Origin of the sequence: Ulvibacterium marinum, from assembly GCF_003626755.1 — a bacterium.
Lineage (GTDB): Bacteria > Bacteroidota > Bacteroidia > Flavobacteriales > Flavobacteriaceae > Ulvibacterium > Ulvibacterium marinum.
In genome coordinates, this window is record NZ_RBCJ01000005.1 from 259,917 (window position 1) to 278,326 (window position 18,410).

Here is an 18,410-nt window from a genome sequence, read left to right on the forward strand (position 1 = left end):
TTACATAACTCACTTCTCGGTAGATTTACATTTTTTAAAGGGCGATTTAATTGAACTTTTTTGTGGGAATGAGTAGATGCCCAGGAAAGGTTGATTTTACAGGACTGTTAAAAAAATACTGGAGAAAAGCCAAGAGGCCTTTTATGGACTACTCGGGCCTCAAAGCGTCAACAGGATTGGAAGTTGCGGTGGAATACGTTTGTCGGCTTACCGTTAAAACGGATATCAGCAAGAGCACCGTTGCCGGTACAATGACTAAATCCATTCCCAGCTCGGTCCTGAAGGCATAATTGTCCAGCCACGATTTACCGAAATAGAGGATAGCGGGAATTGAGAATGCCACGGCAATACCGAGTACTACAAGATACTCCTTGGACAGCAGGAGCATCAAATTGCCCGTGCTTGCACCAAGTACCTTCCGGATGCCGACTTCCTTTGTCTTCAGGTTCGCCGAGTAGGAAACAAGTGCAAAAAGCCCGATACAGGCAATAAGGATGGCCAATAGCGAAAATCCCAGGAAAAGGTTTCCGAACTGTATGTCCTCCAGATATTGCCGATTAAAGGCATCGTCCATAAAGAAATAGTCCAGAGGGTTACCAGGGTAGAAAGAATCGTAGACTTTCTGGATATGGGCCAACGATCCCTCAATGTCGGACGTATTGATCTTTGCGGAAATAAAGACATTTATTCCCCCGCCCGAACGAAGAACGTACGGAGTGTGTTTGTCGCGTAGGGATTGCCAATGAAAATTCTTGACTACGCCTGCTATGGTCCTTGGTTTTGAACCGATCATTATTTTTTCCTGTAAAGCATCCTGTGGAGAGCCCAGACCATAAGCTTTAAGTGCTTCCTCATTGACAATGACGTATTCATCCTTTGCCATATCCTCGCTTAAGGACTTTCCTGCCAATAGCTCCAAGCCATAGGTTTCTATAAACCCCGATCCGATAGGAAAAGACCTACCATACTTGCCGACACTTTCAGGTTCGCCCATTTTCCGGATATCCTGTCTTGAGATATTCTTTGACATCCCCGGTATGGCACGGGATCCGGTAACAGCGGAAATCGAACTATGGGCAATGATCTCGTCCTTGAAAGAATCGAAAATAGTTTTGGTGAATGCCTGCGCCTCCCTTATCTGTTCCATATTCGTACCATCCGTAACCTCGGGCATATCCGAAATGATCGTAGGGCCTTTCAGGACCACGACTCTTTCCATGTCCATCCCAAGCTCTTGGTTTTTCATGAAGGTGACCTGTTTGTATACCAAGAAGGTTCCGGCGATCAATAATAGGGATGTAACGAATTGGAAGGCGATGAGCCCCTTGCGCAGACTAAGGTTTCCCAAAGACGCTATCTTGCCTCCCGCGAGTGCACCAATAGGTCTAAAGGAAGACAATACGAATGCCGGATACAGTCCCGAAAGCAGCGAACCCAAGATGGTTACGGCCAAAAAGAAAATCCAGAAAGATGGGATTTGGAAAAGACCATAATCCAGTTCCTTGCCTATAATAGAACTTAAAAAGGGCAAGGCAGACAAGGCCAGGCCCAAAGCAAACAAGGCCGCTATTATGTTGACCAATAGCGATTCCATGAGGAACTGGCGGACCAACTGTTTTTTACGGGCACCGATGGATTTTCTAATACCGACCTCTTTTGCCCTATGCATCGACCGGGCAGTGGAAAGATTAATGTAATTGAACCACGCCGTAAAAAGAATAAAGAAAGCGATTATGGTAAAAATCCGGACGTTGAGCAGGTTGCCCTTGTTCGCCGCGTAATCGGGAACCGTATATTTATCGGACCTTAAATGGATATCGCCCAAGTTCTGTAAAGTCGTTTTTTCAACGCCCCTGTTCTCGGAGAGCACTTGACCTTCGTATTTCAGTAGCAGCCCGTCCAGTTTTTTGCTTACGGTTGCCGGCTCGGCGGTGCTGCCCAAGGTTAAATAAGTCCCGTACCATTGGCGTTCCCATCCCCCGTACCGGTTAACGGAACCACCGTTGCCCTGCTTCCAAAAATTCTCGATCGGCAGCAAAAAACCGAATTTCAAATGGCTGTTCAAGGGCAACTTTTCCAGAACGCCGGTAATGGTATAGGTCCCTGAGGAATTGCCCCCGTCAATCCTTAGATCTTTCCCGACGGGGTTTCTTTGGCCAAAGTACTTTTCGGCGATTTCCTCGGTGATCACGATATCGTACAACCCGCTCAGGACCGACTCCTGTGTACCTGTCTTCAACGGGAAATCGAACCGCTCCAGAAAGTTCCCGTCCGCATAAAGAAAACTGGCCGCCTCCTGGTTGATGGTCTTTTCGGATTCCGGGTCTGTGACAATCGCACTCTCATCGGCCTGAAAGACCCTTGTGAACGATTCTATTTCGGGTATCTCGGCCTTTGCGGTCTCTGCAAATGCATATGCGGTATACGGACTTGAACCCTTTTCGCCACTGTCCTTGGTCTGCTCCACGATTACCCGATACGTGTTGTCAAGGTTATCGTGGAACCTGTCATAGCTTAGTTCGAAATAAACATAGGCCGCGATCAATAGACATACGCCTATACCAATGCCCAGGCTTAGAATGTTGATCAATGAATAGACCTTGTTTCTCCATAAGTTGCGTTTGGCGATAATCAAATAATGTCCGTACATGGCCGAGTCTGTTTTAAAAGGGTTAAGAACACTGAATCCAATGAGGATATGCAACATATCCAACCAGTATTTCATGCGGGCATAAAGTTTTCCGTTTCGGGATACCCTTTCCCGATATATTTCCTCTAGGTCGCCCAGAAATTCCTCGTGCTGTGTTTTCTTAAGGAATTTCGAGGCAAGCCAATTGGCCAAGGTCGGTGTTCCGTTTTTTTTGTTTTCCACTATGTATCCATTTTCAAGGCCTTGACAGGGTTTAATGTAGCTGCGGAATAAGTTTGGCGACTGACCGTGACAATCGAAATGACCAATAAAATGGATGCAGGGATCAGGAGCAGGTCAAAACCGATACTTGTCCTAAATGCATAACCCTCCAGCCATTCCTTACTGGTATATAGAATTATGGGAATTGCCAGCACAGTGGCCCATAGGAGCAGGACCAAATATTCCTTGGACAACAACATCATAAGGTTTCCGGTGCCTGCCCCCAGGACCTTCCTAACGCCTATTTCCTTCATCCTGAGTGTTGCCGAATAGGAAACCAGTGCGAAAAGTCCGATACAGGCAATAAGGATACCCAAAATCGTGAAAGCCAAGAACAGGTTTCCGAAACGTACATCCGCCTGATATTGTCTGTTGAAATCCTCCTCAAGGAAAAAATAATCAAAGGGATTGCCGGGATAGAACAAATCATAGACGCGCTCGATATGTTCAAGAGATGCATGGATATCGGAAAGGTCCATCCTAAAAGATATATAAGGAGGCGTGGAGTCGGTAAACGAGAATATATACGGGGCATCCGGTTCCCTTAGGGATTCCCAATGGAAATCCTTGACAACCCCGATAACGGTTACGGGAATTCCACCTGAAATCAGTTTTTCCCCTACGGCATCCCTGGCAGAACCGAACCCGAAACTCCTTACCGCCTCTTCATTGATTATCACATACTCTTCCTCCGACATTTCCTTTGTAAATGTACTTCCGGCCATAAGTTCAAATCCAAAGGTTTCCAAAAAGTCCAGAGAGGCGAAGGCCAACCTTCCATATCGACCCGCACTTTCGGGAAGGCCCAATTTTCGATTGTCGGAAATCGGAATGAAATCCACCCTTCCAGGCAAGCTATAGGATCCGGCTACTTTGGAAATCGATCTGTCCGTGGAAACTTCGTCCCTAAAGGTTCGAAAAGTCGATCGGCTAAATTCATTGAAGGCCCTGATTTGATTCATGTCCGTGCCATCGATTACCTTGGGGGAATCTTTGATTATCTTAGGCCCTTTAAGGACCAGCACTTTTTCGATGTTCATGCCAAGTTCCTGATTTTTCATGTACGTAATCTGTTTGTAGACCAAATACGTGCCCGAAATAAGGATAAGGGAGGTCAAAAACTGAAATGTAATAAGTCCTTTTCTTAAAGTAGTGTTACCGGCCTGGACCGTTTTGGCGGTACCAAGCATGCTAATAGGCTTAAATCCAGAAAGAATAAAAGCTGGGTATAGGCCGGAAAGAAAGGAACCGATAAGGACAATGGCAAAAAAAATCCCCCAGAACATAGGAATCCAGAGCAGGCTCAATTGAAGTTCCTTTCCTACTATCCGGCCCAATAATGGCAATGCCAAAAACGCTATACCTATAGCCAGAAAAGCCGCAACGATATTTATAAGAGTGGATTCGACAAGGAACTGCCCTATCAACTGTCGCCTGAACGCACCGATGGATTTTCGGACGCCTACTTCCCTTGCCCTTTGCATGGAGCGTGCCGTTGAAAGGTTGATATAGTTCACCCAGGCGATAAAAAGGACAAAGAATGCGACCAAAGAAAAAATCCGGACATCCTTTAGGCTACCTTTGTTGGACACAAAGTCTATGCTAGCATAGGATTCCGATTTTAAATGGACGTCACCAATGGGCTGCAACCTTGTCTTTTCAACGACCTGTTGATCGGCGTTTTCCCGTCCCCTGTACTTCAAGAAGAGTTCGTCCAACTTTGAGCTTATCAAAGGAACATCTCCCGATTCTGAAATTGTAAAATAGGTAGCGAACATTTCACGGATCCATCCACCATATCTATTTACCGAACCCCCGTTGCCATTTTTCCAAAAATTTTCCAAAGGCAACAGAAAATCAAATTGAAATTGACTGTTCAGGGGAAGTTCTTTCAGTACGCCCGTAACGATGTAGTTTCCAGGCAAATTTCCTCCGTTTATCTCCAATGTACTACCGATGGGGTCATCGGAACCAAAATACTTTTCCGATGTTTTTTGGGTAATTACGATACTGCCCATTCCGTTCAGGGCGGATTCCTTGGCGCCACTTTTTAATGGAAAGTCGAATACTTCTAGAAAGGATTCATCGGCGAATAAAAAGTTGGAGGCGTTTTCGTTAACAGGCCTGCCAGACCTGGGATGGCTCACAACGGCCGATTCGTTGGCCTTGAGCACCCTTACGAAATCTTCGATTTCAGGAATTTCATCTTTTGCCGCCTCCCCAAACATGTAGGTCGCGTAAGGGGAAGTACCTTGGTCCGTCCCATTCCTGTTCTCGTGGATGAGCACACGAAAGATATTTTCAAAATTCCGGTGAAATTTGTCATAACCGGACTCGAAATAGACGTACTGGCAAATCAATAAACAGATACCCATTCCTGTCGCCAGCCCGAAAATGTTTATCGCGGAATACACCTTGTTTCTCCATAAGTTACGTTTGGCGATAATCAAATAATGTCCGTACATGGCCGAGTCTGTTTTAAAAGGGTTAAGAACACTGAATCCAATGAGGATATGGAACATATCCAACCAGTATTTCATGCGGGCATAAAATTTTCCGTTCCGGGATACCCTTTCCCGATATATTTCCTCTAGGTCGCCCAGAAATTCCTCGTGCTGTGTTTTCTTAAGGAATTTAGAGGCAAGCCAATTGGCAAGCGCGGGCGTATTGTTTTCTTCTTTTTGGCGCACTACATATTAAATTTCAATTGTGGAATGAGTTCCCACATCTTTTGGCGCACTTCCTGTGCGGCCTTCAAATGTTTCAGACCCGAGTCGGTAATTTTAAAGAACCGTTTGCTCCGGCCACCTCTTTTCACTGTACTGCCCCCTATTTTGGACTGTAAAAGCCCTTTATCCTGAAGGCGGTAAAGGGTAATATGAACCGCTCCCAATAGAATGGAACGCCCTGAATGTCTTTCGACTTCCTTCTTTACCGAGATGCCATATCCTTCTCCGTCAAGGATACAGACTGCAAGAAGTACCAATTCCTCAAATTCACCGAGTCCTTTGTTAGCCATTAGTTATACATTGTATGTTATACAAATATATAAATAATATTGAGCCGAAACTTATGCTCTTGTCAATATTTTGGAATTTTGATGATGAAGAAATATCTAGTGCTTTAAAACGGCAGATTAATGGAACAGTTTCAAAAGGGAGAAAAGCCATTGCTTTAAAAGTGCCATTCCTGGTCTCTTTAAGTATTCTCGTTAATCAACCTTTTACGGGACACTTTTGCTCCCTCAAAAAATATATCAGTAACCAATATCAATTCCACTAGACCGAACAGCTCGCCCTATCCCCTTCTGCAAGCTCTTAATAATTTTCATCGCTACCTGATGTTGGTTCACGGGAATATTTGGAATTTTCATCCCTGTGTTACGGAGCAATTTAAAAGCAATATCTTTTTCTCTGATTGGCAATCCAACTAGACTAGCATAAAACTTCCCCGGATTCTTGACATAATCCTTTTTTGCACTATATGTTTCAATATAATTTCGCTCATAGCCCGCCACTCGGTCAAAGGTCTTTTCCGAGGCTTCATAAAATTTGTCCCTATCAAATCCCCGTTTTGTAGGTTTGCCATTCAATATTACTTCGGAGGCTTTATGTTTGGCCAAGGGAGATAGCGTATAGGTATTATTTACATCCTTTCGGCTGATGATGATATGTACATGTGTCTGAAAGCCCTCTTTTTGCATTCCAGCTACTATCATTTTTCCGTTCTGTTTATGAGGTGCTTGATAATAGAGTTTTTCGATTTTCTTTTCCAACTTTTTTACATTTCCCTTGATTTCGCCACGTTCCACTTTTCGAATGTCGTTTCTTAGTTTTGCAATCTCTTTTCGGTATGGGGCATTCTCTATGACATGTTTTTCAAAACCCCTAAAAGTGCGTTGATGTTCTATCTTGGCATAATACTTAATGCTGTCCACGGTAACCTGTTGGTTTCGATAAAAGGAGTCAGCATAGTCTTTCATTAGTTCCCTAACATATTTTCTTAGATGGCAAGGGTCATTGTTGATAGCCTTTAATTCGCGCTGACTAGGACTTACGACCAGCGAATAAAATTTTGAATCTCGTTTTCTCAATTTAGCAGTATTGCCATCGATTTCGGAAATGACCTTTTCGGAAGACATATTATCATTGTATTGGTCAAAGAAATGTTCCCGTAGATCTGGGAGTTTCCCCAAATCTTCCTTTTCAAGATATTCGACATAAGCTCCAACACTTGAAGTATAGGTACTTCCCATTTTTTGTGGTGAAATGGTTATATACATAACTAATTCATGTTTAATTGTCTTCTAAGCTGTTCATATTCTCCTTGGGAGAGATTTACCTTCAGGTATGGTTTTCCAAAGGTGGGTTCTGTAACTTCAATTTTTTCCAATAGTTTGTTGCATTCTTTTTTGTACTCTTTGAAATCTCTTTCCAATCGTTCATGTTTTAATCTTGAATAATTTTCTCTAGCTACTTCGATGATTGGTTGGGGTAGAAACCTGCTCTCTTTTTTGATATCTTTTTTGTTCTTGCAATAGGCCTCGAACAAAATCTTTACCATTTCATGAGTAGGCCTAATATGTAGCTTTTCCATGTTCTTGATAATGGAAATGAGGTACTCGATTTGCTTCCGGTTCTTCTGGATTTCGGAAACTATTTTTTCAACACTCGCTCCAAATGGGTCTAGACCGTTCCATTGAAGAAAGAATAGCATCCGATGTAATACCTCGCTGTTCGACTTTGAAAACTGCTTGCTGTACCTTCGAAACCTTACTGCCACATCGGCCTTGATACTGATAGCCGAATATTCGTATTTGTTTTTCTGTTTTTTCTCCATGATTTTACTTTTTTGCGTCAAACTTTTTAGTGTTTTCATGGCTTCCGAAGCCATTTACAGTAAATCAAATTTTTATACTGTAAATTTATTTGGCCTAAAAAGGATTCAAACTACTGATTTTCAAGTATTTGAAAATCCGAAAACCAATGTGATGTCGCTTTAGCGCATCACCCTCTTGCTATTCCCTTTTTTCCGCTGCACTTCAAAAAAGAATACACTTTTACTAAAAGGTAAAAGCCCTCTTCAGGAGAAGTCCAGAAACCAAAAACTTTAAGATTGTTAAGGGTAGAATTTTGAGAATATTTAGGCGAAAGGGGAAAATCGTTGAACATCCCTTAAAGGATGTTTAAGGATTTGGTTGTCAGTACTTGTCCAAATGATGTATCGCTTGTCGGACTGGAAATAACTCGCAGAGTTATTCCATTTCGACAATGCCACGTACTCTTTCGCGATTGCACCCTATCCGATTTTTGCTTGACCCTTATCTTTCCGAACGCTACAAAAATCGGACAGGAACCTCGTGCAAGGTCAGTTATGGTGCGATTTGGGGGCTTCGCTTCTTTGTCTCTTTTTTGCTTCAAAAAGATTCATCAGATTTTGCATGTCCTCCCCTACCTTCTTCTGCAATACCCTGGCGTAAATTTGAGTGGTTGATAGTTTGGTGTGGCCTAAAAGTTTTGAAACGGTTTCAATCGGAACTCCATTGGACAGTGTTATGGTTGTTGCGAAAGTATGGCGAGCCACATGAAAGGTTATGTTTTTATGAATACCACAAACTTTGGCAATCTCCTTTAAATTCTTGTTGGTCTTTTGATTACTATAAACGGGAAGAAGGTTGCCAGTTAATTCCTTTTCCTTCTCGTACTTATCTAGAATTTCTTTTGCTCTTGATAGAAGTGGAATTTTGACCGGTTCATTGGTTTTTGCCCTTTTTGTATGTATCCATTTATTTCCATCGATTCCCACCAGAATCTGAGTGGGATGCAATTCCCTGATATCAATATAGGAAAGACCAGTATAACAACTGAACAAGAATATATCTTTGACCCGTTTCAAGCCCAGGGTCATAAAAGAAGTATTTTCTATCAAATCAAGCTCCCTTTCTGTTAGATAGTCTCGCTCATTTCTTATGTAATTAAGTTTGAAATTTCTAAAAGGGTCTTTTTCCAACCATTCCATTTTGAGTGCGAGATTAGTGATTTTCATCAGCCTCTCAAGGTGCTTCATCACACCGTTATTTGAACAGGTCTTTCGTGCTTTAATAGGCTTATAGGTTCTAATATAGTGTTCGAAGTTGACGATGAATTTATAATTCAATTGAATCAAATAAATATCATCGGTCTTTAAACGCTCTTGCAGAAATTGCTTTAAATATTTTTCAGTAGAAAAGTAATTCTTAAGCGTGCCTGGCTTGAGTGAATTATTGATGTTGTTATTGTGGTATTCAACCGCCTTCATTAAAGTCATGCGTTCTTCGTCCTCCCCGAAGTACCTTAACTTAATTGCCTTGGCTGTAATCAGCTTTCTTTCGGAGTTTAATTGCTTGTGGGCGTTGAGAACTTCGGCGTATACGTCATCCAAATAGGTATTTAATAAAATCAAGTTTTGGTCAATTTCTTTGGCCCTACACCTGAAAATGTCCCAATTGCACACCGCAATGTCACGTTTTATGCTGAATTCCGCGCGTTTCTTGTTGACCGTAATCCGGACGTAGATATCCAGTTTTTCGGGGTCGTTCCTTTTCTTGCGAGTGAAGAAGATTACTCCTAATGTACTGTCCGTACGCATGTTGTAAGTCTTTTTAGTTAAACATTTTTTGTTTAAAGACTACATCTAAATGGGCTAAATGCTATTTAAATTTACAACAAATTGTGTACCGCTTTGTACACCGAATTGCACACCAAAAGGATGGTTTCAAAACGATTCAAATGAATACAGAGAAAATGAAAAACCCTGCAAATCATACGATTAGCAGGGTTTTGGTACGCCTTGAAAGGCGGTTCGTCGGGGTGGCAGCATGCCACCTTTCGTTACAAATAATTGATTTTCAGTATTTTAATCGCACTTATTAAAATCAAATCCCGATATGGACACTTGACAAAAAAAGTAGCAAAAGAACGTACTTACTTTGTGCTGTTTACAACCTAAAAATAAGGAATATTTTCATATAATTACACTTGGATTCATTTAACTGCAAATAGCCCGCTTTTCGTTTAGTAACTCGTTTCGCTAAATCTATTTCAACGAATAATTGCTAACAAAGTAATCTATATACTTTGGGAGTTGCGTCCCCAAATAATAAGGCAAGTTCATTAACAAAAAAGGTGTCCCATCTACCGTGGTTGAATTCTGCACATTGAACTCTCCCTCGTAAATTCTTAAGGCATACGGATGGTCCGTTCTTTCCATAAACTGATGTAACGATTTTAAGGTTCCGGTCGCACCTGATTTAATTTCAATAGGAATTACTTTATCCCCGTAGGAGTAGACTAAATCCACTTCGGATGATGATTGCTTCTTTTCCCGTACCCAGAAATTAGGCTTGGTATTAGTTATCGTATTTAATGAGATGATCTCTTGGGTTATCAGGTGTGGTATAATCGCACCTTTAAAAGCATTGCTCAAATCTTCCATGCCTAATAGCTGGGCTTGTATTTCCAAAGTGTAGTTTATTAAGCCAGTATCTAAAAACTGTAGCCTCGGTGATTTTTTGATATCCGGTTTGATAGGCGGTTCGATATCCGTAGTAGGATAAATAAGTTGTATGATTTTCGCTGCGTCTAAATTACGCATGGCCTCCCCTACTTCTCTTGACCTATAGTTGGAGTTTCCGAAATTTTGAAATTTGATGCGTTGATCTAGGGAAAGATGTGCTGTATCCATAATATGTTTGATAACGCGTCTTTCACTTGTACCTGACGCATATTTTTCGACATCATTCTTGTAAGTACCCCATATACTTTCATATACCTTGGGCAGTTCGGCCAAATTGTTGTTTTCAATATCCGTTTTCACGACCTCTGGCATACCCCCAATAATGGCATATCTATGGAATAAGTTCAATAAGGTTCTATGTGCCACTGGTTTGACCGGAATAGTATTCAATTGCCCTAAGGCCGCGGTATGTTGAATGGCTTCTAGATACTCCTGGAAATTTAAGGGATAGAGATACAAATATTCTATACGCCCGACAGGGAAACTATCTACATCTTTCATCGTAAATTCCAATAAGGATCCTGCTGCTATAACATTTAAATCGGGAATTTCCTCAAAAAAATAGCGTAACGATTGAATGGCTTTGGGCAATTCCTGTATTTCATCAATAAAAAGTAAAGTATTTCCTTGTTCTTTCGGACTGATATTATTGGATAGAAATAAGGCCTCCACAAGGGTTCCGGCATCATCGTAGGTTCCAAAAACCGTCCTATCGGCTGATTTTTCAAGATTCAAGAAAATATAGTGTTTGTAATTTTTGGCAAATTCCTTGATCAGGGTCGTCTTTCCTACCTGCCTTGCCCCTCTCAGAATGAGCGGTTTCCTATTTTTACTGACTTTCCAGTCATTCAAATAAGTAGTTGCGTGTCTTTTAAAATTCACCTTTTATATATTCTGTAACAAAGTAAGGGTAAATATATCAATTATTTGTAACAAAGTAAGGGTAAATTTTATTATTTATTGTAACAAAGTAAGGGTAAATTACACCTTAAAATTATCCTAGTGTAGCCTTATCCGAAAATAGGACTAATGGGAGGAGATCATTAGATTTTAACTGTCACATGAAAAAGCAAGTTTACCGAGAACCATCTTTCAAATAAATCAGTTTCTATGTAAAAATTATGAATAGGAAAGACAATTTAAGCAGTTCCAAAGAAAGATACTATAAGGCAGGATTTATTCAAAAAACTGTTAGTCAATTCTTTAATTCACCAATATATTCTGTTTCTTCATATCTCAGGATGGGCAGTAAACATTCTACCTTTCCTTGCATAAACACCACCTAAAATCATTTTTTCTTGACTCTTTTTCATAAGAAAACTAAATGTAAAAATTTATTAAGTAGTCTATCAAATTATAGGGAGCCACGAAGCTCCTATTTAAACGAATTTAATGTCGAGCGAAAATTTACATCATATAATTTTACTAAATTTAAAGAAATTTCTTACTTAATACGGGTGTAACCCTATTTTATGTTTTACCATATGTTTTGTGTTTATTTCTGTTTAAATCGCCCTCAGCATGTATCTTGATGATTCAGCTTGATGAACATAATTATTTAATTCAAAATGGACTAAAGAATATTTCTTCTTATAAGTAATAGATACTAAGCATGAGATTAGGAATCAAACATCATATTGTAAATAATGCTGGGATTCTTGCCGGGACTGTTTTTATTGTCCTGGTACTGATAACTTCCTATGATGATGTCTGGAAACAAACTAGTTCTTCAGTTGGAGCCAACATTCTTCTTTCCTCAATACTAGCAATTCTCTTATTATTCGCAATTCTGTCCAAAAAAAAACCAATCAATTTTGATTTTGTGGATATTATATTGGCTCTGCTGTTCATTTATGCTATGATTTTTTTGTTCATTGGTTTTAATGTGGAATACGCCATGTACAATGCACGGTGGCTGTTTTTGTATTCAATAGCTTACATACTGGGGAGGCGCTTAAGGACAACCACAGATAGAAGAAACTTTTACGTGGCCATTTACTCGATTGCCCTCTATCAGGCATTTATTTCTATAGGACAGGTAGATATGGGCAAGGTCTTTGAAAATGGTCTATCAGAAATAAATTCAAATAAGATTAAAGGAAACTTTTCCAACTCTTCCATGCTGGCATTTCTTATGTCAACTGGGATACTAATAGGTATCTCGTTTTTAAAAAAGAAAGTTTCCGCCTATAGTAAGGCTGGAGTGTCTCTAAGTCTTTTACCTCTTTTTTTAATACTTTTTGCTACCACTTCTCGAGCAGCCCTATTAATGATTGTTTTAGGAATTCCCATTTTGCTCAAGGTCAAATGGAAATATATGCTTTTGGCAGGGGCTTTAACAATTTCACTTTTCCTTACTTTTAAAAAAGAGTCCATAAGCGGAAGGTTGCTGATTTGGAAAGTATCAACGGAAATCATCAAGGACAATCCAATCCTTGGTATAGGTGCTAATAGATTTGGAGCAATCTATAATAAATATCAAGGGTTGTACTTTGAAAAGGAAAGTTCTACCAAGGAAGAACGGTGGGTTTCCGGAGATAATTATTTTTCCTTTAATCTGCCTTTGAAAATAATAATAGAATATGGTGCTATAGGGTTCTTGTTTTTTTGCTTGGCAATTTTTTTCTTGCTAAGAAAAATACGGCACGATTTATCATTGCTTTCACTTTTGGCCGCATTTTTTGTTTTCTCACTGTTTTCCTACCCTCTCGACCAAATGGAGTCGTCCTTCCTCTTTTTTGGGTTTATAGGAATAGGCTGTTCTCTTAAAGAAAGTGTTAAATATAAAATGCCCAGTAATTACATCAAGATAGCGAATATCATATTTTTTATATTCCTTTTCTTCGTGGTCCTAACAGAAATCACGACTTTAAACGCCTTGAAAAATTGGGAGCGGCAGAAAGTCATAAGTAATAGTTCTCCAAAGTCGTATATCAGATCATTGCATCAACTTCACAATAAGCTTGAGGGATTTCCAGAATTCCTTTTCCATTATGGTGCTATATTGGTCGAGAACAATAAAACGAAAACCGCCATGGAGCCATTTCAACTATGCAGTAATCGGATTTCTTCAAGCAGTGTCTATACGTATCTAGGAATCTGTTACGAAGCAATCAAGGATAATGATAAGGCATTGCAAAATTACGAGTTTGCCACTAAGGTGGTACCAAATCTTTTTGTTCCTAAGTACTATCTTTTCCTTTTCTACAAGAAAATGGGACACTATCACCTAGCGAAAAAAACAGCACTGGAAATAATGCAACAGCCTGTTAAGAATTATAATCCGAAAATCTTGGAAATTAAAGAAGATCTTTCTAATTTTGTAAGAAAATAAATCAATTCTCATGAGAAAACGCATAGTTCTACCTGTCTTATTGTTTTCCATTGTTTTTTCCTGTACCAAGGACGCAATAGTTGAAGACGATCCTTTTAATGTTGTAAAAGTTAAATCCGGTATCAAAGTTGACCCTTCAGAGATCTCAAAGGTCAAAAACTGGTACGAAAATGAAATGTCCACTCGCTCCAATGTAATTACAGAAAATAGTATTGTATGGGACTGGGAAAATGCAGAAAGTATTCCAGAAATGACTTTGAGGATAAAATCTCTAACGTCCAAATCGCAAAAAAGTACTTTTCGATTGGAAATCCGACTCGACAATAATGCGCCCTCGTCTGGAATTGTTTATGTGAGTACTCCCTTCGAAGGTTTTGTACGAGAAGTTGCTTTGAATCTTGAAGGGAATATCATTGAAGTTAAAAAACTGGTTGAATCGGTGAGCGTCCAACCTCGTGGGTTATTGCCCACAACGACCTCTTTTAGTGAGCCAGAAGACGGTACTTCTTGGACATGGGATTACGATATTGGTGCTTGGGCACTTCCTGGAGTGACCGTTACATTTCACAGAAACAGTCTAAACAATGCGAATTCTTATTCCTCTGTCAATTGGGCCACTGTATCCTACTATACAAACAATTTTTATAGATCGGGGGGTTATTATAATCATACGTATTCCTATACTTCATCCGGGGGATATTCGGTCACCAATGTTAACAACAATTGGGATGGGGAAGCCATAATGGACGTTTTAGGACCTGACTTTCCCATAGCAAACATGACAGAGTTTTTCGAGTGTCTAAATACAAGCCAAAATGCCGTAATCACTGTATACGCTGATCAACCTAAAAAGGGTAGTTCAGCTCCAAGTCATGGTACTAACGTTGGTCATGCATTTGTGGGGATACATCAAGGCTCAACGAGTGCTGTTTTTGGATTTTATCCTGAAAAAGATGGTCCAAAATCGCTATATGGTCCTAGTAGAATGGGAAATAATGGCGGAGACGCTTATGATGTCAGTATTTCGGTAACTGTCTCAGGGAGCACCCTTCAAACAATTATGAATGCAGCCATAAACTATGATTCTGTCTACGACATAAATTTGTACAATTGTACTAATTTTGCAAGAGAAATAGGTAACTTAGCAGGAATGGACATTGATGATGCTTGGGGAGCATATCCAGGTGTTGTATTTCAAGGTGGTGAAAATCCTGGTCAGCTTGGAGAGAATATTAGAGGCATGTCCAGTGGAAACGGAGTTACTATTAACACTACAGGTGGAAATGCACCTAGCAGATCCGCAGGATGCCCATAAATGGATAAGCAAATGAAATTTCACACATTATTCTTTTTCTTCTTTTGCATCTTAAATCTTTTTTCTCAAGAAGAGGATTTTAGAGACTGGTTGCCGCACGAAGTCGAATATTATAAAAATCTTAAGGGTTTGGCGGAATACGTGAACGCTAGGGATAAATCAGATATTTCCAAGGATACCTTATTTAAAAAATATATCTACGTCGATAGTGATACGTTGAAGCATAAGGGAACCCTATATGATATGGAAAATTTCGATACGATTTTTTCCTTTATTCCTGCCACCATAAAAAAGGTAGGAATCCAAAATTTGGATGCGAAACCCTTGCGTTTCTACAAGCAACATGAAATATATCGCCCATTTCAGAGCGCGCTCAAAAGGGTTGTACCTTTTGTTATGGTATATTATAGAAAGGAACGACCTGATGAACCTTTAGGAACATTGTTGTTTGAACCGAAAACGCACAAATTACATTCATGGATTCTTCTCAGTCAAGGTGATAGCGGTTGGTATTACCTTTAGGTTCAAACGATAATGATATAGAAGCACAAGAGCTTTTTTGATATTTGTGAATTTTCTAGATGGCCATGGCTTAGTTAGGAAGTTTGGAACGTTTAGGTGCGCTGATGTTAAGGAAATATTGACCAATAAGTTGATGTCATATATGTGAACTTTGAGTATACCGGCATTGCCTACCGGGAAAAGTTGAACTTAAACTGAACGGTCACCACCAAACTTGCTGGTCATTTTCATAAGTAAATATTCTTACGTCTGATCCTTTGCTATGGTTTTTGAGAATCAACAAGGCATTATCTGGACAGTTTTCAAACAATAACTCTTCAGCTTCTGCAATTTTTTGACCCAAGGACTTCCAATTCCCTAAGCACCAATAGAACAACTCATATAAATCGCCTATTTCTATGGAATTACCATCACTAGGGGGGTAGAAGCGGACACTATTAATATGGGTTTGATTTCTTTCACCTAAATCTAATCCAACCCATCCGCCTTTTTTTTTATCGGCAACAAAATATGTCAGCACATCACTGTCCCATATCCTATCAGGCCCACTGTTTTTTTTAAATTTGCTACTTATCAACTTTCCAAAAAGTTCAACATTCGACTTTTTGTTGTTTAAATAGGATTTTCCATAGAAACGCATTTCGGCAACTCTACAAAGGTTTTCAGGCAAAAAAAATCGAACATAACGATACTTATTCTTAGATACAAAAGAATACTCATTGGTACGAGGCTCAGGGGTAGAACGTATTTCAAACAAATTTTCAACATCACTGAAATCTTTACGGTTTGCACCTTGAAAAATTCCCCCTACCATTTTATTAAGTGCATTGTTAACATAGGCTCTAGTAAAATACTTCCGTTTAAGCTTGATAGGTTTGAGCAAGTTCAAATTCGGCTTTAAATAATGTAGGGAGCCATCTTCTTTAAATATGAAAGGAGGGATTGTAATGGTATCATATAAAAAAGTTGGTAAATAAACTATCCCAGTACCCAAATTGTTGAAATTATAAGAACCATTATGGTCCTTTTCACTCCAGACTATTTTTTTCCAGTGGTCCTTATTGAATATCTTCAAAAACAAAATGTCATCACTTTCCCCAGAAACTAATTTCAAGTTAAGCCTAGCTGATGGAATATCATATTCCGAGGTCACATCCAGAAGGTTGATACCTATTGTTGATGAAATAGAAGCCGCATTGCTAAAATCTTCAGACAAAGAAGGAATATTTTTATAGTAGTTTTTATAAGTATTCCGATGAACCTTTGCCGCTTTCATCTTAGATATGCTATTTTCAGGAATTTGATTGAATTCCCCATTCAGATATAAAGAATCAGAAACTTCCGGAGGATATAACGGGTCGAAGGCAAAGAGAAGTTTCTCTTTTTCTTGAATCGAACACCAGGTGTGACCCGCACGGTGGTTGGCCCAAATAGCACCTTCCGCTGACGTCGGAATACCCATTGCTCTTAAAGCGTATACATTCATTATTACCAGATGGTCACATTTACCTATCTTTAAAGAATCCAGTTCTTCAAAACCCAGAGCATTAGGTATTTTTCTTAAGTGTGAAAAATAATCCATGCTTTTATTGAATGATTTGTTAATGAGAATGGTGGCTTCCCTCATGTCGGTCGGGTTTTTTATAGAATCAAGAACCCATTCATACCTGTTCATTAAAATCTTCCGCCAGTTTCCAATGGGTTCATCAAATACCCTATAAGGCAATACGTAATTGCAGAAGTTATCAAATGATACTTCTTCAGACCACGGGAATTTCTTCCAAGCCTCAAAAGCAAGTTCAATATTTTCTATTAAGTAGTTGGATTTTATGATTTGAAGATTCTCGTGAAGCTCCAAGTTAGAAATTGCATCCTCCAATTGCATGGATTCATATGAAGAATCAAATTTTTCGTTTTTGGCAGATTTAGTTAATGTTGAGTCTTTCCAAATAAATTCAATCTTCTTGAAAAAATCTATTTTATCCTTAAACAAGATATTGTTGAAGGATTTTTTGTGAAGCATATTTTCAATTAAAAAAACGGCTGCTCTTTTTTTCAAACTATCGTTGGGATCACTGTAGTGTTGTAATACTTTTTCTAGTTCACCTTTGTTCTTTCCAGAAGACTCTAACGCCACTTTGAGCATCTTACTTTCCTCGGAACAAGCTGAAAGGAAACAAATGAAAAAGATTGGAATAAACTTAATCTGTAGGATTTTGTGTAGGTAAATATCTAACATATTAAAATATTTACCTACAAAAATAATCATTAGAAATGGTATTATAGATTATTTTAAGCTATGAATTGTACCAACAAAGATTAAATCTGTTCATTTTTTTTATTATCATGGACAATTATGTGCCGGCATAACTTTCGCTTAATCTATTCCGCCATGTACTTATCCATAATGGTATTAAGAAAATAGCATAGATAATTTTTAACCTCCTATCCCACTAACCACAGTAGGACTCCATGAAATAGGAAAAATTTTACTCGCTAACCGCTAGAATTGGAGCTTAGAGGTTTAAATCTGTATGATAGGGAGGGGATAAGAATAAGTCTAAAAAATACGGAAACTTTGGGGGCAAGGTTTATCAAAATTGCACATAAAAAATGAGAAACGAGATACCCTTAAAAGGTTCTGATTTTTTTTGCCAATTTAGTTGTAGAATTTCTTGGAAATATATTTGAGTATGTCCCAAATCTTACCACAAAACTATGCGCGCGAATCCTGTCCGGTTTTTATGGGGTTTCAATAGGTAAGCGCTTGTCCA

General features: G+C 39.3%; 11 protein-coding genes. 3 read left to right on the forward strand and 8 right to left on the reverse strand.

What is annotated here, in order from left to right:
* Nucleotides 1–148: 148 nt before the first annotated feature.
* The 7 genes from D7Z94_RS22395 to D7Z94_RS22430 all read right to left on the reverse strand — a co-directional run bounded on the left by D7Z94_RS22395 (nt 149) and on the right by D7Z94_RS22430 (nt 11,347).
* Nucleotides 149–2,872 (reverse strand): ABC transporter permease, encoded by a 2,724-nt coding sequence (locus tag D7Z94_RS22395; RefSeq protein ID WP_120713865.1) that lies wholly within the window; start codon nt 2,870–2,872, stop codon nt 149–151.
* Complete coding sequence (locus tag D7Z94_RS22400) at nt 2,872–5,601, reverse strand: ABC transporter permease (RefSeq protein ID WP_120713866.1); 2,730 nt, start codon at nt 5,599–5,601, stop codon at nt 2,872–2,874. The genes D7Z94_RS22395 and D7Z94_RS22400 overlap by 1 nt, the downstream gene beginning before the upstream one ends.
* Complete coding sequence (locus tag D7Z94_RS22405) at nt 5,601–5,930, reverse strand: PadR family transcriptional regulator (RefSeq protein ID WP_120713867.1); 330 nt, start codon at nt 5,928–5,930, stop codon at nt 5,601–5,603. Before D7Z94_RS22405 ends, D7Z94_RS22400 begins: the two co-directional genes overlap by 1 nt.
* 237 nt (nt 5,931–6,167) lie before the next feature.
* Nucleotides 6,168–7,193, reverse strand: coding sequence for a MobB family relaxase (mobB, locus tag D7Z94_RS22415; RefSeq protein ID WP_120713869.1), 1,026 nt, complete (start codon nt 7,191–7,193; stop codon nt 6,168–6,170).
* 2 nt (nt 7,194–7,195) lie between these two features.
* Entirely contained in the window at nt 7,196–7,750 is a 555-nt protein-coding gene (locus tag D7Z94_RS22420; RefSeq protein ID WP_147415970.1) for a BfmA/BtgA family mobilization protein, read from the reverse strand.
* 528 nt (nt 7,751–8,278) lie between these two features.
* On the reverse strand, nt 8,279–9,538 hold the full coding sequence (locus tag D7Z94_RS22425) for a site-specific integrase (RefSeq protein WP_120713871.1): 1,260 nt from the start codon (nt 9,536–9,538) through the stop codon (nt 8,279–8,281).
* A 447-nt stretch (nt 9,539–9,985) separates the two neighbouring features.
* Nucleotides 9,986–11,347, reverse strand: coding sequence for an ATP-binding protein (locus D7Z94_RS22430; protein WP_120713872.1), 1,362 nt, complete (start codon nt 11,345–11,347; stop codon nt 9,986–9,988).
* Between the two features lie 730 nt (nt 11,348–12,077).
* On the opposite strand from D7Z94_RS22430, the gene D7Z94_RS22435 reads away from it, so the two are divergent.
* The 3 genes from D7Z94_RS22435 to D7Z94_RS22445 are packed head-to-tail and all read left to right on the forward strand — an operon-like array spanning nt 12,078 to nt 15,636.
* On the forward strand, nt 12,078–13,799 hold the full coding sequence (locus D7Z94_RS22435; protein WP_120713873.1) for an O-antigen ligase family protein: 1,722 nt from the start codon (nt 12,078–12,080) through the stop codon (nt 13,797–13,799).
* Nucleotides 13,800–13,809: 10 nt separating this feature from the next.
* Nucleotides 13,810–15,114, forward strand: a complete 1,305-nt coding sequence (locus D7Z94_RS22440; protein WP_120713874.1) for a hypothetical protein — start codon at nt 13,810–13,812, stop codon at nt 15,112–15,114.
* A 12-nt stretch (nt 15,115–15,126) separates the two neighbouring features.
* Nucleotides 15,127–15,636 carry a hypothetical protein gene (locus D7Z94_RS22445; protein WP_147415972.1) on the forward strand — a complete coding sequence of 170 codons (510 nt, stop codon included), beginning with the start codon at nt 15,127–15,129 and terminating at the stop codon, nt 15,634–15,636.
* A 202-nt stretch (nt 15,637–15,838) separates the two neighbouring features.
* Here D7Z94_RS22445 and D7Z94_RS22450 read toward each other — a convergent pair whose 3' ends face one another.
* Nucleotides 15,839–17,905, reverse strand: coding sequence for a hypothetical protein (locus tag D7Z94_RS22450; RefSeq protein ID WP_120713876.1), 2,067 nt, complete (start codon nt 17,903–17,905; stop codon nt 15,839–15,841).
* Between the last annotated feature and the right edge of the window lie 505 nt (nt 17,906–18,410).

Excerpts from the sequence above, each read along its gene's own strand:
- mobB (WP_120713869.1), bottom strand. The coding sequence starts at position 7,193 with ATGTATATAACCATTTCACCACAAAAAATGGGAAGTACCTATACTTCA.
- D7Z94_RS22445 (WP_147415972.1), top strand. The coding sequence starts at position 15,127 with ATGAAATTTCACACATTATTCTTTTTCTTCTTTTGCATCTTAAATCTT.
- D7Z94_RS22405 (WP_120713867.1), bottom strand. The coding sequence starts at position 5,930 with ATGGCTAACAAAGGACTCGGTGAATTTGAGGAATTGGTACTTCTTGCA.
- D7Z94_RS22425 (WP_120713871.1), bottom strand. The coding sequence starts at position 9,538 with ATGCGTACGGACAGTACATTAGGAGTAATCTTCTTCACTCGCAAGAAA.
- D7Z94_RS22440 (WP_120713874.1), top strand. The coding sequence starts at position 13,810 with ATGAGAAAACGCATAGTTCTACCTGTCTTATTGTTTTCCATTGTTTTT.
- D7Z94_RS22420 (WP_147415970.1), bottom strand. The coding sequence starts at position 7,750 with ATGGAGAAAAAACAGAAAAACAAATACGAATATTCGGCTATCAGTATC.
- D7Z94_RS22450 (WP_120713876.1), bottom strand. The coding sequence starts at position 17,905 with ATGATTATTTTTGTAGGTAAATATTTTAATATGTTAGATATTTACCTA.
- D7Z94_RS22435 (WP_120713873.1), top strand. The coding sequence starts at position 12,078 with ATGAGATTAGGAATCAAACATCATATTGTAAATAATGCTGGGATTCTT.